The organism is Parolsenella sp. LCP21S3_E11, assembly GCF_052118165.1.
Taxonomy (GTDB): Bacteria; Actinomycetota; Coriobacteriia; order Coriobacteriales; family Atopobiaceae; genus Parolsenella.
On the sequence record NZ_JBQKHS010000001.1, the window covers coordinates 302360 to 318304 of the forward strand.

Genomic DNA, 15945 nt, shown 5'->3' on the forward strand with positions numbered 1-15945 from the left:
TGTCGTCTTAACCAACCACTCACCGCTCGAAATCGACCGCTTACGCTCGCTTTTGCGTGAGTTTGCACACTTGTGCTCAAATCTGCGCAGAAGTGTGCAATAGTACGCATTGTAAGATGCGAAAGCTCAGGCCCACGGGTGCTCAGGCCCCACGGCTAGAGCCGGTTGAAGGAGCGTTATGCTCGCCGAGGAACGTCGCCAGCGCATGGTCGAGATGGTCGCGGAGAACGCCACCGTTTCCGTCGCGGAGTTCGCCAACCTGTTCGATACGTCAGAATCCACGATCCGCCGCGACCTCGACCGTCTCGAAGCCGCCGGCCTTCTCGTGAAGGTGCATGGTGGCGCCGCCAGCGTCGAGACCGCGCTTACGCCCGCGCCCTTCGTCGCCGCCGAGCCCACCATGGCCGAGAAGCGCGACCTCCACACGCCCGAGAAGCACGTGCTGGCCGCCTGGGCAGCAGCTCAGATCCAGCCGGATGACTTCGTCTACCTTGACTCCGGCTCCACCACGCAGGCCATCGTTGAGCACCTCTCGGAAACCGCCTGCCTCGCGACCTTCGTCACCAATTCCGTCTCCCTGGCGCTCGCGCTCGCCAACTGCGGCGCCCGCACGATCGTCATCGGCGGCGACGTCAAGGCTGGCACGGAGGCCATCGTGGGCCCCGGCGCGCTCGACGCGCTCTCTCGCTACAACTTTTCCAAGGGCTTCTGGGGCACGAACGGCGTTACGGTCGAGCAGGGCTTCACCACGCCGGACACGAGCGAGGCCATGGTCAAGCTCGAGTCGATGAAGCACGCCCGTGAGCGCTTTGTCCTGGCAGACGCCAGCAAGATCGGCGTCGTGACGCCGGTCACCTTCTCCCGCTTCGAGGACGCGACGCTCGTCACCTGCGGCGTTGTCGACCCCGTCATCTCTGGCCTTTCCAACGTCGTGGAGGTATCCGCATGATCTGCACCGTAACGTTCAACCCCTCGCTCGACTACATCGTCCGCGTGGACGACATGCGCCTCGGCGTGATCAACCGCACCACCTATGAGCAGGTGCTTCCCGGTGGCAAGGGCATCAACGTCTCCATCGTCCTGGGCAACCTCGGTCACGCCTCCCGTGCGCTCGGCTTTCTCGCCGGTTTTACCGGCGCCGAGATCGCCCGCCGCGTGAGCGAGGCTGGCGTCTCCGCCGACTTCATCGAGGTCGCCGAGGGCATGAGCCGCATCAACGCCAAGATCAAGAGCAACGAGGAGACCGAGCTCAACGGCCAGGGCCCGCTCATCACCGAGGAGAACATCGAGGAGCTCTACGCCAAGCTCGACATCCTGGGCGAGGGCGACACCCTCGTCATCTCCGGTTCCGTGCCCAACACGCTTCCCGGCGACATGTACGAGCGTATCATGGCGCGCCTCGACGGCCGCGGTGTCCGTATCGTGGTCGACGCCGAACGCGACCTGCTCACGCGCGTGCTTCCCTACAAGCCCTTCCTCGTGAAGCCCAATAACATCGAGTTGGGCGACATCTACGGCGTGACCCTCGAGACCCGCGACGAGGTCGTCCCGTATGCCAAGCGCATGCAGGAGGCCGGCGCCCAGAACGTGCTCGTCTCCATGGCGGGCGAGGGCGGCGTGCTCGTCTCCGCGGACGGCCAGGTCTTCCAGAGCCCTGCCGCCAAGGGCACCGTCGTGAACTCCGTGGGCGCGGGCGACTCGAGCGTTGCCGGCTTCCTCGCGGGCCTCATCGAGACCGGCTCCTACGAGACGGCCTTCCGCATGGCCCTCGCCAGCGGCTCCGCCAGTGCCTTCTCCGACCACCTCGCCACGCGCCCCGAGGTCGAGGCGCTTATGGCCGGCTCTCGCTAGCTTCCTTCCGCCAATCCTCCTCCTTGCCGGAGCGCCCCTCTCCCTCGCGCCTGCGCGCGGCGCTCCGGCCCTTCCGTCATGCCGTGCCGTCCCGGTGGACCGGTGCTGCGAATATCGTCCGGGCAAACGCCCGGGAGAGAAAGGTTGAGTAATGAGAATCACCAGTCTGCTCAAGCCTGAGGCCGTCAAGATCGGGGGTGTCGCGTCTGACAAGGACGATGCCATCACCAAGCTCGTCAAGCTGATGGAGACCCAGGGCAACGTCGTCGACGTCGACGCCTACACTGAGGCCGTCCATACACGCGAGTCGTTCGGTTCCACGGCGCTTGGCGAGGGTATCGCGATCCCGCACGCCAAGACGGCCGCCGTCTCCGCGCCGGGCCTTGCCGCGATGACGCTGCCCGAGGGCGTCGACTACGACGCGCCGGACGGCCTGCCCACCACGCTCATGTTCCTTATCGCCGCGCCCGACACCAAGGCCGACGTCCACCTCGAGGTCCTCTCGCGCCTCTCGATGCTCCTGATGGACCCGGAGTTCTGCGACAACCTCCGCGCCGCTAAGACGGCGGAGGAGTTCCTCGCCGTCATCGACGCCGCCGAGGACGCCAAGCTTGCCGCCGAGAACGCGAAGGCCGCCGCTGCCGCCGCCGCTGACGCCACAGGCTATGACATCGTCGCCATCACCGCCTGTCCCACGGGCATCGCCCACACCTACATGGCGGCCGAGGCCCTCGAGAACAAGGCCAAGGAGATGGGCCTGCGCATCAAGGTCGAGACCCAGGGCTCCGCGGGCGCCAAGAACGTCCTCACGGCCGAGGACATCACCGGTGCCAAGGGCGTCATCATCGCCGCCGACAAGAACATCGAGCTCTTCCGCTTCGACGGCAAGCCGCTCTACAGCTGCCCGGTCTCCCGTGGCATCAACGAGCCCGAGGCCCTCATCAACGAGGTCATGGAGGGCCGCGCCCCGATCCACCACAACGCCGGTGGTGCCGCCGCTCCCGCCGCGACCTCTGACGGCGAGTCGACCTGGCACAAGATCTACAAGCACCTCATGAACGGCGTCTCCCACATGCTGCCGTTCGTGATCGGCGGCGGCATCCTCACCGCCATCGCGTTCCTCGTTGACCAGCCTGGTCTCGGCACCTCGGCCTATGGCTCCTCGATCCCGGCTGCGGCCCTGTTCAAGACCATCGGCGGCGAGGCGTTTGGCCTCATGCTCCCGATCCTCGCGGGCTACATCGCGAGCTCCATCGCGGACCGTCCGGGCCTCGCCCCTGGCTTCGTCGGCGGCCTCTTCGCCAAGGCTGGCTATGACTTCGCCTACCTGGGAACGCTCGACGCGACCGCGCTCGTCTCCGGCGGCTTCATCGCGGCGCTCTTCGCGGGCTTCGCTGCCGGCTACCTCACCCTGGGCATCGAGCGCGTCTGCGACAAGCTCCCGAGCTCGCTTGAGGGCATCAAGCCGATGCTGATCTACCCCGTCCTTGGCACGCTCGCCATTGGCGTCGTGATGCTTGCGCTCAACCCGGTCTTTGCCGCGATCAACACCGCGCTCAACGGCTTCCTTGCGGGCCTTGGCACGAGCAACATCGTGGTCCTTGGCCTCGTCCTCGGCGGCATGATGTCTGTCGACATGGGCGGCCCCTTCAACAAGGCTGCCTACGTGTTTGGCACCGCCGCTCTCGATCCCAGCTCCGGCCTTGGCACCACCGGCCAGGTCATCATGGCCTCCGTCATGGTGGGTGGCATGGTTCCGCCGCTGGTCATCGCCCTTTCCACCACGTTCTTCAAGAATCGCTGGACCAAGCAGGACCGCAACGCCGGCCTTGTGAACTACATCATGGGCCTCTCCTTCATCTCCGAGGGTGCCATTCCGTTCGCCGCCGCTGATCCCGGCCACGTCCTGCCCAGCTGCATCATCGGCTCCGCCATCGCCGGCGGCCTCTCCGCGGCCTTTGGCTGCACCAGCCCCGCCCCGCACGGTGGCGCCTGGGTCGCCGCCGTCATCGGTAACCCCGCGATGTGGCTCGTCGCCTGCCTCGTGGGCGCCGTGGTGGGCTGCCTCATCCTCTCCTTCTGGAAGAAACCGCTGGACGCCAGCGAGTCCGGCCTGGAGAAGTAGGGGCGCGCGGACGCGGGTGCCCTACGGGGGTGGGGCGCCCGCCGGGGCGAGGCTCGCGGAATGCGCTGGCTCGCCCGCGCGAATGCTCGCTCGCAACATGGCGTGACGTCTGGGGCGGTCCTTCGGGGCCGCCCCTTTCGTTTTGGGCGTTTGCTTGTCTTGCCCGCGGCACCGTATTCGTTCGCAACCGCTCCGTTACGGCTGACGCTGCCTTTCGCGCCGCCGCACGCGAGCGGGTATCCTTCTAGGCGACGACTATCGAGGGGATGGGCATGGCGAGGACGGCAGACATCAAGGTGACGCTTGCGGATGGCGCGGTGGCGCGCGTACGCGTCGAGGCCCCGGAGGGCGTGGCTGACGCTCCCGGGACGCCCTTTGGTATGACGTACGAGCCCGCGCCCGTGGTTGCGCTGGCCGATGACGGGCTTGCCGAGGATATCGCTCGAGACCTCGCCTTCCTTGGGAGAAGCGTCGCGACCGTGTCCTGCGAGGCTCGCGAGCTCGAGGGGCCGGACGTGGCCGAGGCCATGAGCGCGCTTGGCGTGACCCAGGCGCATCTGCTGGTGGGTGGCGCCGGCGCCCGTGCCGCGCGTTCCCTTGCCGAGAGGAGCCCGCATCGCGCGCTCTCCGTCGCGTGCCACGAGGAGGGGGAGGACGTCTCCGCCTTCGTGCGCCGCGCCGCTCGCGCCATGGACGAGGCGGAGCCCGTGCGCAGGCATCGGCCGCTTGTGGTGTTCGAGGATGGCGCGGCGCATGTCGCCCCTCGGGTCGAGGGCGTCCTCGTGAGGACAGCGACGCTTGCCGATGAGCTGGCGATTCTCGCCATGTATGACCATCTCCTCGATTCCTGCGACGTCCCTGGCCGGGAGACCTGCGGCTGGCTGCGCGGCTTCTGGCCGCTCCCGGATGACGTGAGCCGCCGCTTGCGCGAGGGGGTCACGTGGGTGGCCGTCGACGCGGGGAAGGGCGAGGCGGATCCTCGCAGGGAAAGCGATGCCTCGGACGCTGGCCCCGCGGTCCTCGGCGCCATGTCGCTCGATGGGGACTTTGGCCTTCCCGGGACCGAGCCTGACTGGGAGCCGCTCGGGCCGGGCGAGTTCTTGACCTGCCACCTGCTGGCGACCGACCCCGCCGCTCGCGGCCGCGGCATCGCGACGGCGCTTCTCGCGGAGTACGCGCGCGAGGCCATCGCGCGAGGCTGCAAGGCTCTGCGCATCAACACCAGCCCGGAGAGCCTCTCGAACCGCCTCTACCGCGAGCTTGGCTTCACGCTTCACGCGCCGCAGTGGTTCCCCTACGAGGGCCTTCCCATCACCGGCTGGACGAACGTCTACGAGCTGCGCCTCGACGGTCCCGCGGAGGGAGGCAAGCCTGCTGCGCCCGGCATGTCTGTCGCGGCTGACGAGCCCGCCGCGCCCTGCGAACCCGCCGCGCTCTGCGAACCCGCCGCGCCTTGCGAACCCGCCGCGGCCACCGGGGGGCCGTCCGTCCGCACCCTCGGCGACATCGACTTCTTTGGCGATGCCGCCCTGCGGCAACGCCTCGTGCGCGTCAGCGTGTGGCTCCTTCTCGGTGGGGCGGCGCTTGCCGTGACGCTCTCCGTCGTGGCGGGCGCTGGCGTCATCGAGGAGATGCTGGCGCTCCCGGGCGATTGGGGTGCGGTGATGTGGCCCCTCGCCATGATCGCCCTCTCCGTCGTGGCACTCCCCGTGCACGAGCTCGTGCACGCTCTGCTCATGCGTGTCCTCGGCGGCCCTGGCACGCGGGTGAGCTTTGGCTACCAGGCGGGCATGCTCTATGCGGGATGTCCCGGCCTCGTGCTCTCCAAGCCCCGTTTCGTCGCGGTCCTTCTCGCGCCCGCGGTTTTGGTCACGGCTGCCCTCTTGGGGTTGGGCCTTATGCTCGGATATCCCTTCATGACCATCTGGGCTGCGGTTCTGCACCTGTCTGGCTGTTCCGGAGACATCCTCGCCGCGGACGCGATCCTGCGCGAGCGCGCCTGCACGCATTGCCGAGATACGGAACGGGGCGTCGAGTTGCTCTGCGGGTGGGTAGGATAAGTGGCACGCCTCGCCCAGAGAGAAGGAATGCAAATGAAGGTCGCCATTGCCCAGATGAACACCACTCCCGGCGATTTCGACGCCATCGTGGACAAGATGTGCTCCTATGACACGGTCGCCCATGCCTATGGGGCTGATCTCATCGTCTTCCCCTCGACCGTCATGATGGGCTGCGACCCGCTGTCGCTGGCGCAGTGCCCTGGCTATGTCCTCGATTTCTCCTCCGCCATGGGCGCGCTCTCGGAGCGCCTGACGACGCCCGCCATCGTGCCCTTCGTATCGGGCGGCATCGGCCCGTCCATGCCGGAGGCCGCGCTTATCCGCAACGGCGCGGTGCTCCCCCTCTCCATCGCGGGCACCGTCTCGAACGCGGGCCAGGCAAAGCCCGGTATGGCCGCGTCCGCGCTCGCGGGCTCTCCGCCAGTGGTCTCGATCGAGGGCGTCAATGTGGGCGTGGCCTATACCTTTGACGAGCTCGAGCTCTTCGCCTCGGGAAGCCTACCCGCGGATGTCATCTGCTTCGTGCCGTTCGAGGGGTACGACGTTGACGAGCAGGCGACCTGCTTCGCCCCGTCCGTCTCGGACGGCTGTTTTGTCGAGGAGGCCAAGGGCGCGGATGCCTGGATCGTTGCCGCGAATGCCGTCGGCGCCTTTGGCGACCTGGCTTTCGTGGGCGGCTCCTTCGTTATGGCGCCGTGGGGCGAGCTCGCCGCCGCCTCTCGTTGCTTTGCCGAGGACGTCTTCGTGTGCGACATCGACGTCAAGGGCGAGGGCCCGCTGGCGAATCCGGTGGCTCCGCCCGCGTTCGACCGCGAGCGGATCCTGTGGGACGCCTGCGTGCTCGCGACGCGCGACCGCTGTGACAAGCAGGGCCTTTCTGGTGTCGCCGTCGTGTGCGACGGTAGCCTCTCCTCGAGCGTGACGTGTGCCATCGCAGTCGACGCCGTGGGCCCGATGCGCGTTCACGCGCTCGTGTGCGGCGCGGGCGAGGAACTCGAGGACGCGCGTGGCGTCGTGCGCGCGCTCAAGATTCGCGACGTGGACGAGCTCGCGGCGCGCGACGTCGAGCGCGCCGCGGTAGCCCTCGGCGGCAACGAGACCGAGGACCTTGCGCGTGGCCTCGTCGAGGCACGTCTGGGGGCCTGGGCCCGCGCGGGAGAGCTCCTCACGCTCTCGAGCGCGGATAAGACCGAGCTTGCCGTGGGCTCCTCCTCGTTTGACCCCGCCCCTGCCGCCCGCGCGGCCGCCTTTGCCCCGTTGGGGGACATCTACCGTTCTGACGTCATGCGCCTCGCGCGTTACCGCAACACCGTCTCTCCCGTGATCTGCCCGCGCGCGGTACAGCGCCTCTGTGTCCCCACTGACCTGGGGCTCGAGGGCATCGCGGAGACTGACGAGCAGTGCCTGTCCGAGCTTGATGCCAGCCTGCTCGCGCACTTCGAGCACAACTACGGCCTTACCGAGCTTGCCCAGGGCCGCCTGGGCGAGGACGGCGCGGCACGTCTGCTCGAACGCGTGCGCGCCTGCGAGCTCGCGCGTCGTCACGGGCCGCTGTATCCGCTGTTCTCCTCTCGCTCGCTATCCGAGGCTCAGGTGCCGCTGATGGATGCCTGGCGTGACCGCATGCGCCCCGAGCCGCTTCGCATGCCCGACGAGGGGGAGCTCACCCGGGCGGTTGTTGGCGCGGCGCATGACCTGGGCGTCTACGATGCCGCAGCCAAGATGGACGCGCCTTCGACTCCGCCCGCGCCCGCGGCTTCACCTTCGCTTGCGACTCCGAACACCCCGGCCTCGGCGTCTGCGATCGCCTTTATGGCCGACGACCCGGAGGCGCCCAAGGCGTCTATGCGCTCGCGCGTGAACGAGGCGCTGGGCTACCTGCAGGAGCTTTCTGATGGCAAGCGCATGCGCGAGGGGCTGGGCGGCGACAAGGGCGGCCAGGGTGGCGGCATCTGGCCCGACGGCTTCTTCTCTGACAACTAGGGGCCCGCGCACTTTCACGTGCTTGGCCGCGCGCCTTAATCTGCGCGGCGCGTGCCTGTCGCCCTGGTAGCGCGTCTTTACCAAAGCCTCCGCGTCACGAGATGGCCGCGGAGGCTTCTTGTTTACGCCCCTCGCGTCGCGGCGCTGTCGTGCTACTATAGAACCCATGTTCGATATCGGGAGACGCTAATGGCAGCGAGGGGAGGCGCGCATGATCGTGCTCGGCATTGACCCGGGCCTGGCAAACACCGGCTGGGGCGTCATCGAGACGCGCGGTTCCGTCGCGCGTGCCCGCGCTTACGGCTGCATCCACTCGGAGGCGTCGGAGCCGCTACATGAGCGCCTTGGCGCAATATGCTCGCAGCTGGCGGCAGTCATCGAGCGCTACCAGCCCTCGTCCGTCGCCATCGAGGACATCTTCTTCGGGCAGAACACGCGCTCCGCGATCCTCACGGCCCACGCACGCGGCGCGGCCCTCGTGGCGTGCTCGCAGGCTGGCGTCGAGGTCGCGTCATACACGCCCATGCAGATCAAGCAGTCCGTCGTGGGCACGGGTGCCGCGGACAAGCGCCAGGTCACGTACATGGTGCGCAACGTCCTCGCGCTCGACCACGATCCAAAGCCAGACCATTGCGCGGACGCCCTGGCCGCCGCGGTGTGCCACGCCAACCTCTCCCGCACGTTCGCGGCATCTGCCGCGCAGGGCGGGGAGGCCGCGCGCAGGCTCGCCGCTACGCGCGCCGGTCTCACCGCGTCTTCGGAACACGATAGAAGGGTGGGCGCATGATCGTCCAGCTAACCGGTACCCTGGTTGAGTTCACGGCGAGCTCCGTCGTGCTCGATGTCCACGGCGTGGGCTATGAGCTCGGCGTCTCGGCCGTCACCGCGTCGAGCCTGCCTGAGGCCGGCACGCCCGGCGTGACCCTGCTCACGCGCATGCTCGTGCGCGAGGATTCGATGACGCTCTTTGGCTTCTCCTCCCGCGAGGAGCGCTCGCTGTTCGACCGCCTCTGCGCCATCTCCGGCGTGGGTCCCAAGCTTGCGCTCTCGGTCCTCTCCACGTTCACGCCCTCGCAGCTCGCGGGCGTCGTCGTGGCGGAGGACGCGGGCATGATGGCGACGGTCCCGGGCGTGGGTAAGAAGCTCGCGAGCCGTCTTCTGCTCGAGCTCGAGAGCGTCTTCTCCAAGGATCCCACGCTCGTCTCGCTGGCGAGCGCGGCCTCGCTTCCCGCTCGTGGTGGCGTCGTCGCGGCGGCCCCTGCCGCGGGCTCCGGCGTTGACGCGGACGTCACGGCGGCGCTGCTTGCCATGGGCTTCACCGGCGAGGAGGCGACGCTTGCCCTCGAGGGTCATGAGGAAGCCGGCGCCACGTCTACCAAGGACACGATTCAGTACGCGCTCAAGCGCCTGGGGAGGAGGTCCTAATGTGGGAGGCGGATACCTCGCGTGACCTGTTTGCGGATTCCATGCCCGCGCCTGGTGCCCCCAGGCCCGTCACGTCGTCCCTTACGGCGGATGACCTGGAGATTGACCGCACGCTCCGTCCGCAGACGCTTGACGAGTACTGCGGCCAGCAGCGCGTGCGCCAGAATCTCCGTGTCCTCATCGAGGCGGCGAAGAGTCGCCATGAGCCGCTCGACCACGTGATCTTCTCCGGCCCTCCGGGTCTTGGCAAGACGACGCTCGCCTCGGTCGTCGCGAACGAGATGGGCTCAAAGATCCATACCACGAGCGGCCCCGCCATCGAGCGCACGGGTGACCTCGCGGCCATTCTCACCAACCTCGAGGCGGGCGACGTCCTGTTCATCGATGAGATTCACCGCCTCAACCACAATGTGGAGGAGGTCCTGTACCCCGCGATGGAGGACTTCTTCCTCGACATCGTGATCGGCAAGGGCCCGGCCGCGCGGTCGATCAGGCTCGACGTACCGCGTTTCACCCTCGTGGGGGCAACCACGCGCACGGGCCTGCTCACGGGCCCTCTGCGCGACCGCTTCGGCATCTCCTTCAGGCTCGATTACTACTCGGTGGAGGAGCTCGCCCAGATTGTGGAGCGCTCCGCCGGTATCCTCGGCGTCAGCATCGACCATGACTCCGCCCTCGAGGTCGCAAGCCGCAGCCGTGGCACGCCGCGCCTGGCGAACCGTCTGCTCAAGCGCGTGAGGGATTACGCCCAGGTGCGCGCCGCCGGTGCCATCACGGCGGAGGTCGCGGCGGAGGCCATGAGCTTCTTCGAGATTGACGAGCTTGGCCTCGACTGGATGGACACGAAGATCCTCCAGGCCCTCGCGGGCACCTTCCGCGGCAGGCCCGTGGGCCTTTCCACCATCGCGAGCTCCGTGGGAGAGGATCCCTCGACGATAGAGGACGTCTACGAGCCCTACCTGCTCCAGCGCGGTCTCATCGTGCGTACGCCGCAGGGCCGCCAGGCCACGCTCGCCGCGTTCGAGCACCTCGGCCTCACCCCGCCACCTGGGGTGTAGGTGCTTCGGTCAGTCCGCACCATAGAGTCGCTTTCAACCGCGCGCTTGCCCTCGGGCCGGCGCGCGGTCGCTTTTGCGGCGCGGACTCATGCGGCAACCACGCCTGGGAGCCGCCCGCGCGTCCGCCGGGCTGGTTGCGTCCCGCGCTTGCGTTGCCTAGGTGGTAGTTGCCCATCCGCGCATATTTTTGCCTCCCAAACGAATAGAATCTAAAGAATGACTGTTCAGAGGAGGAAGCTCGTATGCTTCAGCGCGACTACATTGTTGAGTTGACCAGGCGTTTTGGAGAGGTGCTCTCGAAGCGCCTGCGTGCCGCCATGCTCGACGCGGACCCCGATGCCATCCATGACCTCGAGGACGCCGTGGGCAACCTGCTCGATCTCGACGGCGCGACGGCGCTCTCGCTCGATCCGGACTCCCTCGTCACGATGATGGAGCTCTCCGGTATCGCGGATTCCCTGGCGGAGTACGTCGCCTACGCGCTCCTGCGCATCGCGGACGCCTACGAGGCCCGCGGGAGCATGGGCATCGCGATGGCCCGTCGCCAGCAGGCGGATGCCGTCTGTATGTCCTTCATGGTCAAGTACGGCCATGTTCCCGAGGAGTATCGCGAGTTAGACGCCGAGATTGCCGCTGAGAAAGAGAGGAGCTAGCATGGCCGCGGACAACGCTGCCATGACGGGTGCGGGAGCCGCGGCGGCGGGCACTCCCGCGGCGACGAGCGCTGCGGCCGTTACGAGTCCCAACGCTGGCGCGTCTACCACCCCGCTCTCCGTTCTGAGCGAGATCGGTCAGCTCCGTCGCGTGTGTCTCCACCGTCCCGGTGACGAGCTCCTGAACCTCATCCCGGTCGACCTCGACAGGCTGCTCTTCGATGACACGCCGTTCCTCGAGCTCGCCCAGGAGGAACACGACAACTTCGCCAACCTCCTCCGTAACGAGGGTGTCGAGGTCGTCTACCTCGAGCGTCTCGTCGCGGAGGCCATCGCCGCCGTGCCAGGAGCTCGCCAGGAGTTCACCAACCAGTTCCTGGCGGAGTGCGGCGTGCATGACAACGTTGCCCTTGCCGCCATCCGTGGCCTGCTCGACTCGATCGCGGATCCGTACGAGCTCGTCCTCAAGACGATGGCGGGTATCACGAAGCATGAGCTCTGCCTTCCGCTCGACGTTCGCTACGTTCCGGGCACAGGCCTGGTTCCCGGTTCCTCCTCGTGCGGCGGCACCGGCTCCACGCTCGCGGGCATCCTCGGTGACGCGGCGGAGGCGGAGACGGAGCTCATCGTCGACCCGATGCCCAACCTCTACTTCACGAGGGATCCGTTCAGCGTGGTGGGTCCCGGCGTGTGCCTTAACCGCATGTACAAGGTGACGCGTCGTCGCGAGACCATCTACGGGCGCTTCCTGTTCGCCTGCCACCCCGCGTACCGCGAGGTGCCGCTGTGGTATGACCGCGATCTTGCCTATCACGTCGAGGGTGGCGACATCCTCGTCCTGGGCGAGCACACGGTCTGCGTGGGCATCTCCCAGCGTACGGAGGCGGCGGCGATCGACACGCTCGCATGCCGCATGATCTGGGACGAGGCTTGCCCCATCGAGGAGGTCTACGCCCTGCGCATCCCGGAGAACCGTGCGTTCATGCACCTCGACACGGTGCTTACGCAGGTGGACTATGACCGCTTCACGGTCTATCCCGGCATCCTCGGCACGATGCAAGTCTTCCGCATCGCGCGCGGTGCCCACGAGGGGGAACTTGCCGTCGAGGAGGTCTCGGACTCGCTCGACCGCGTGCTTGCGCGCATCCTGCACGTGCCTGCCGTCCAGCTCATTCGCTGCGGTGGGGGAGACTCTATCGCCGCAGCGCGCGAGCAGTGGAACGACGGATCGAACACCCTCGCCATCGCGCCGGGCCGCGTCTGCGTCTACCAGCGCAACACCGCCACGAACGAGGCGCTCGCCAAGGCGGGCCTGGAGCTCGTGGTCCTGCCGTCAAGCGAACTCTCCCGCGGCCGCGGCGGCCCCCGCTGCATGAGCATGCCCTTCGCCCGCGACGCCCTCTGAAGTTGACAAAGGGACAGTCCCTTTGTCAACCGGCGCGTCTGCACGGGTTGCTTTGTCAACTTTTGGTATCGTGGCAGGGATGGCGCTTGAAGGTGCTCGTATAGCTCGTTATAATCACGAAATATTCTAAATAGCACCGTTTATGCAAGAATCTGAATATTACACCCGCGTTTACGCATAACGCGCAGCGGCCAGACGAGAGGATCATCATGAACCACACCAAGGCGGACGAGACCTACGCGGCGAAGGGCGTCGACCTCTCTGGTCGCAACTTCCTCAAGCTCCTCGACTACACCCCGGACGAGATCCTCTACCTCATCGATCTCGCGGCCGAGCTCAAGGCCATGAAGAAGGCCGGCGAGGCTCATGACTGGCTCCACGGCAAGAACGTCGTCCTACTGTTCGAGAAGACCTCCACGCGCACGCGCTGCAGCTTCGAGGTCGGCGCGATGGACCTCGGCATGGGCGTCACCTACCTCGACCCCAAGAGCTCGCAGATGGGCAAGAAGGAGTCCATCGAGGACACCGCCCGCGTGCTCGGCCGCATGTATGACGGCATCGAGTACCGTGGCTTCGCCCAGAGCATCGTCGAGGACCTCGCCAACAACGCCGGCGTCCCCGTTTGGAACGGCCTCACCACGGAGTTCCACCCCACGCAGATGATCGCCGACATGCTCACCGTGCGCGAGCACACCGGCAAGCTCGCTGGCAACAAGCTCACCTTCATGGGCGACGCCGGCAACAACGTGGGTAACTCCCTGATGGTCGTCTGCGCCAAGCTCGGCCTCGACTTCTGCGCCTGCGGCCCCACCGCTCAGATGCCGGACGCGGAGCTCGTGGAGGAGTGCCGCAAGATCGCCGCGGAGAACGGCTCCACCATCACCCTGACCGAGGACCTCGACGAGGGCCTTGCCGGCGCCACCGTCGTCTACACGGACATCTGGGTTTCCATGGGCGAGCCGGCGGACATCTGGGGCGAGCGCATCAAGCTCCTGTCGCCCTACCAGGTCAACGCCGAGGCCATGGCCAAGGCCGCGCCGAACGCCATCTTCATGCACTGCCTGCCCAGCTTCCACGACCTCAACACCACCACGGCCGTCGAGGTCAACGAGCAGTTTGGCATCGCCGAGATGGAGGTCACGGACGAGGTCTTCGAGTCCGAGAAGTCCGTGGTCTTCGACGAGGCCGAGAACCGCATGCACTCCATCAAGGCCGTAATGTACGCCACGCTGAAGTAGCGGCGGGGGAACGGCGAGCGTGGGGTGAGCGGGCGAGCGAGTCTGGCCCTCGGCTCACGCGAGCTGCGCGATAACCAGCAAGAACGAGGCCCGGCAGGCGACGCGCTTGCCGGGCCTCGTTTGGTAAGAGGTGGTGAATGTCGGCCGGTCGCAGTGCCCATTTCAGCTGACAAGCTGGGCTCTCGTTCGCGTTGGCCACCCTAGAATGATGCAAACACGTAAGCCGGCACGTTTCGTTTGAGAGCGAGGAGGCAGGATGAGGGCCGTCGATGTCGCGAACTACCTGGTCGAGAGATGGGGGAGGTGCTATCCCGCCACCATCCACAAGCTCAACAGGTTGGTCTACCTCGTGCAGGCTGAGGCCATCGCCACGACGGGCGAGCCACTTTTCGAGGACCGCATCGAGGCCTGGCAGTGTGGCCCGGTGGTGCACGCCGTCATCCATGCATTTGGCGAGCAGGGCGACGCGATGATCGCCGCGCCGACCGAGCATGTGGAGGTCAAGTCGGACGCCGTCCGTCTGATCGACTCCGTCGCGGAGAAGTATGGCCCGCTGCCCGCGTTTGACCTCGTCAGCTTCGTGCGCCGCCCGGGTGGCGCGTGGGCCAGGGTCTATGCGCCAGGCCGCGAAGCTGAGATCATGTCTGACGCGATCAAGGCCTCGGCGGACGCGAGCGCGGATGCGAGCGGGCCTGAGCTCTTCTCCGCGATGCTCGATGCCGTTGCCCAGAACATGCCTCGTGCCCTCAAGATGCTGGAGACCTCCTGATGAAGACCGTGGACGAGAAGCGCGTACCGGTGCCCGTCCTCGCCGTGCCGGTACCCGTCCTCGTGCTTGACGAGGAGGAGACCATCGAGGATCTAGCTGTGACGATTTGCGCCTTTCAGCAGGGGCTGGGGGAGGAGTTCGCGCTCTACTCGCCGGACCCCTCTGATGCGCCGGGCGCGACGGTGACGCGCGAGAAGCTTCAATCTGTACTCGCGACGACGTTCTGCACGTACTTTGGCCAGTCTCCGGCGGAGAGGTTCGCAGACCTCTTCGACCAGGCGACCTACCTCGCGCAGCACCTGGCCAAAGACCACCTGTTCCAGGACGGCAACAAGAGGACAGCCCTGACTGCCGCGCTCGCCATCCTGCGAAGTGCCGGCGTCTGCGTGGCGTTCGACGATACGGACGATCCCGCGACGAACCGCTACTACGCCTGGATCCAGGACATCGTTTCCGGAGCGCGAACGAACGAGGCGCTCTCCGAGGAGCTCAGGCAGAGCGCGGTCATCGGATAGCTGCTGCTGGCCGGCATGCCCGTCTCGCACGAGGTCATCGGCAGGAGAAGCGCGGTCATCGGATAGCTGCTGCTGGCAACGCGGCGACAATATCGAGGCCCGACAGGCAATCGCGTCTGTCGGGCCTCGCGGTTTTAGGTGACCATTCGCGAGTCCGCTCGACGGTGCCGACATCTGAAAACCCGACTTAGAAAAGCCTAATGCCCAAGAAAGCCGAGCGTAACACCATTACAAGTGTTTGCTGCAGGAGATGCCTTCTGCCCGAAGTGCGGTACCCCGCGCGGCATCGCCGGTGCGACGCCGCAGCCTGCGGCGTCGGTGGACGCAGCTGCCGCTCAGCCGGCAAAAGCCAAAAAGAAGAAGACTCTGGCGATCATCGTCGCCGTCCTGGCGCTCATTGCCATCGCCGTCGGGGTGGTCGCCGTCAACGCAAAGCCCAAGGGACCGGACTTCCAGGGGCTGTACGACGAGTATTGCAGCAGCCCTTGAGCGAAGGTGGCGAACGACGGAAGCTATCTCACCATCGACAGCAACCCCTCTGATCGTAGGGCGGATAACAACATTTATATCTCTGAAGTGGATCAGGCAGTTAAGGACATCAACAAGGCTCTTGGCTTTGACGAGTCGCTTTACGAGAGAATGAGTCGAACCAACGCTCTGGCGGGTATGCAGAGCGAGACCGGTAACGGCGTGAGGGTGAGTTGGGACTACCATCCCAAAAACGGCCTCGAGGTCACGTACTCGATAGACAACGAATAACGACATACTCGGGACCACGTTAAGCGACCATAGTTTTCGGTTTGGATCGGGGCCAAACGAACCCGTCCCCTTTGGCCCTATGGATCGGGGCCAAACGAACCTGT

At 66.6% G+C, this 15945-nt stretch carries 15 protein-coding genes; all 15 read left to right on the plus strand.

Translation table 11 applies throughout. From position 1 onward, the window contains the following. Positions 1-178 precede the first annotated feature (178 nt). The 15 genes from ACTQ1Z_RS01300 to ACTQ1Z_RS01370 all read left to right on the plus strand — a co-directional run bounded on the left by ACTQ1Z_RS01300 (position 179) and on the right by ACTQ1Z_RS01370 (position 15841). On the plus strand, positions 179-949 hold the full coding sequence (locus tag ACTQ1Z_RS01300; protein WP_441858142.1) for a DeoR/GlpR family DNA-binding transcription regulator: 771 nt from the start codon (positions 179-181) through the stop codon (positions 947-949). After that, a complete protein-coding gene (pfkB, locus tag ACTQ1Z_RS01305) occupies positions 946-1851 on the plus strand; it encodes a 1-phosphofructokinase (RefSeq protein WP_441858144.1) in 906 nt (301 codons plus the stop codon). The genes ACTQ1Z_RS01300 and pfkB overlap by 4 nt, the downstream gene beginning before the upstream one ends. Positions 1852-2002: 151 nt before the next feature. Next, the gene (locus ACTQ1Z_RS01310) at positions 2003-3976 is read left to right on the plus strand and encodes a PTS fructose transporter subunit IIABC (protein ID WP_441858146.1); all 1974 of its coding nucleotides are present in this window, start codon (positions 2003-2005) and stop codon (positions 3974-3976) included. Positions 3977-4248: 272 nt separating this feature from the next. Further along, positions 4249-6036 (plus strand): GNAT family N-acetyltransferase, encoded by a 1788-nt coding sequence (locus ACTQ1Z_RS01315; protein ID WP_441858148.1) that lies wholly within the window; start codon positions 4249-4251, stop codon positions 6034-6036. A gap of 33 nt (positions 6037-6069) precedes the next feature. Continuing rightward, positions 6070-8019 carry a hypothetical protein gene (locus ACTQ1Z_RS01320; RefSeq protein WP_441858150.1) on the plus strand — a complete coding sequence of 650 codons (1950 nt, stop codon included), beginning with the start codon at positions 6070-6072 and terminating at the stop codon, positions 8017-8019. Positions 8020-8230: 211 nt separating this feature from the next. Beyond that, entirely contained in the window at positions 8231-8806 is a 576-nt protein-coding gene (gene ruvC, locus ACTQ1Z_RS01325; RefSeq protein ID WP_293815934.1) for a crossover junction endodeoxyribonuclease RuvC, read from the plus strand. After that, positions 8803-9444 carry a Holliday junction branch migration protein RuvA gene (gene ruvA / locus ACTQ1Z_RS01330; protein ID WP_441858152.1) on the plus strand — a complete coding sequence of 214 codons (642 nt, stop codon included), beginning with the start codon at positions 8803-8805 and terminating at the stop codon, positions 9442-9444. Before ruvC ends, ruvA begins: the two co-directional genes overlap by 4 nt. Then, positions 9444-10502, plus strand: a complete 1059-nt coding sequence (gene ruvB / locus ACTQ1Z_RS01335) for a Holliday junction branch migration DNA helicase RuvB (RefSeq protein WP_293815930.1) — start codon at positions 9444-9446, stop codon at positions 10500-10502. The genes ruvA and ruvB overlap by 1 nt, the downstream gene beginning before the upstream one ends. Before the next feature lie 242 nt (positions 10503-10744). Next, positions 10745-11155 carry a hypothetical protein gene (locus ACTQ1Z_RS01340; RefSeq protein WP_441858155.1) on the plus strand — a complete coding sequence of 137 codons (411 nt, stop codon included), beginning with the start codon at positions 10745-10747 and terminating at the stop codon, positions 11153-11155. Between the two features lies 1 nt (position 11156). Continuing rightward, positions 11157-12560, plus strand: a complete 1404-nt coding sequence (locus tag ACTQ1Z_RS01345; RefSeq protein WP_441858157.1) for an arginine deiminase — start codon at positions 11157-11159, stop codon at positions 12558-12560. A gap of 209 nt (positions 12561-12769) precedes the next feature. After that, a complete protein-coding gene (gene argF / locus ACTQ1Z_RS01350; RefSeq protein ID WP_441858159.1) occupies positions 12770-13798 on the plus strand; it encodes an ornithine carbamoyltransferase in 1029 nt (342 codons plus the stop codon). Between the two features lie 256 nt (positions 13799-14054). Beyond that, complete coding sequence (locus ACTQ1Z_RS01355) at positions 14055-14567, plus strand: Panacea domain-containing protein (RefSeq protein ID WP_441858161.1); 513 nt, start codon at positions 14055-14057, stop codon at positions 14565-14567. Further along, positions 14567-15082: a Fic family protein gene (locus tag ACTQ1Z_RS01360; RefSeq protein WP_320679722.1), complete on the plus strand. Its 516-nt coding sequence runs from the start codon at positions 14567-14569 to the stop codon at positions 15080-15082. The genes ACTQ1Z_RS01355 and ACTQ1Z_RS01360 overlap by 1 nt, the downstream gene beginning before the upstream one ends. A gap of 234 nt (positions 15083-15316) precedes the next feature. Continuing rightward, complete coding sequence (locus ACTQ1Z_RS01365; RefSeq protein ID WP_441858163.1) at positions 15317-15571, plus strand: hypothetical protein; 255 nt, start codon at positions 15317-15319, stop codon at positions 15569-15571. A gap of 6 nt (positions 15572-15577) precedes the next feature. Further along, a complete protein-coding gene (locus ACTQ1Z_RS01370; RefSeq protein ID WP_441858165.1) occupies positions 15578-15841 on the plus strand; it encodes a hypothetical protein in 264 nt (87 codons plus the stop codon). Positions 15842-15945 lie beyond the last annotated feature (104 nt).

Bases quoted from the DNA above. Each gene is read 5' to 3' on its own strand.
- ruvA (WP_441858152.1), top strand. From the start codon at position 8,803: ATGATCGTCCAGCTAACCGGTACCCTGGTTGAGTTCACGGCGAGCTCC.
- ACTQ1Z_RS01300 (WP_441858142.1), top strand. From the start codon at position 179: ATGCTCGCCGAGGAACGTCGCCAGCGCATGGTCGAGATGGTCGCGGAG.
- ACTQ1Z_RS01320 (WP_441858150.1), top strand. From the start codon at position 6,070: ATGAAGGTCGCCATTGCCCAGATGAACACCACTCCCGGCGATTTCGAC.
- ruvC (WP_293815934.1), top strand. From the start codon at position 8,231: ATGATCGTGCTCGGCATTGACCCGGGCCTGGCAAACACCGGCTGGGGC.
- pfkB (WP_441858144.1), top strand. From the start codon at position 946: ATGATCTGCACCGTAACGTTCAACCCCTCGCTCGACTACATCGTCCGC.
- ACTQ1Z_RS01315 (WP_441858148.1), top strand. From the start codon at position 4,249: ATGGCGAGGACGGCAGACATCAAGGTGACGCTTGCGGATGGCGCGGTG.
- ACTQ1Z_RS01355 (WP_441858161.1), top strand. From the start codon at position 14,055: ATGAGGGCCGTCGATGTCGCGAACTACCTGGTCGAGAGATGGGGGAGG.
- ACTQ1Z_RS01360 (WP_320679722.1), top strand. From the start codon at position 14,567: ATGAAGACCGTGGACGAGAAGCGCGTACCGGTGCCCGTCCTCGCCGTG.
- ACTQ1Z_RS01340 (WP_441858155.1), top strand. From the start codon at position 10,745: ATGCTTCAGCGCGACTACATTGTTGAGTTGACCAGGCGTTTTGGAGAG.
- ACTQ1Z_RS01310 (WP_441858146.1), top strand. From the start codon at position 2,003: ATGAGAATCACCAGTCTGCTCAAGCCTGAGGCCGTCAAGATCGGGGGT.
- argF (WP_441858159.1), top strand. From the start codon at position 12,770: ATGAACCACACCAAGGCGGACGAGACCTACGCGGCGAAGGGCGTCGAC.
- ruvB (WP_293815930.1), top strand. From the start codon at position 9,444: ATGTGGGAGGCGGATACCTCGCGTGACCTGTTTGCGGATTCCATGCCC.
- ACTQ1Z_RS01345 (WP_441858157.1), top strand. From the start codon at position 11,157: ATGGCCGCGGACAACGCTGCCATGACGGGTGCGGGAGCCGCGGCGGCG.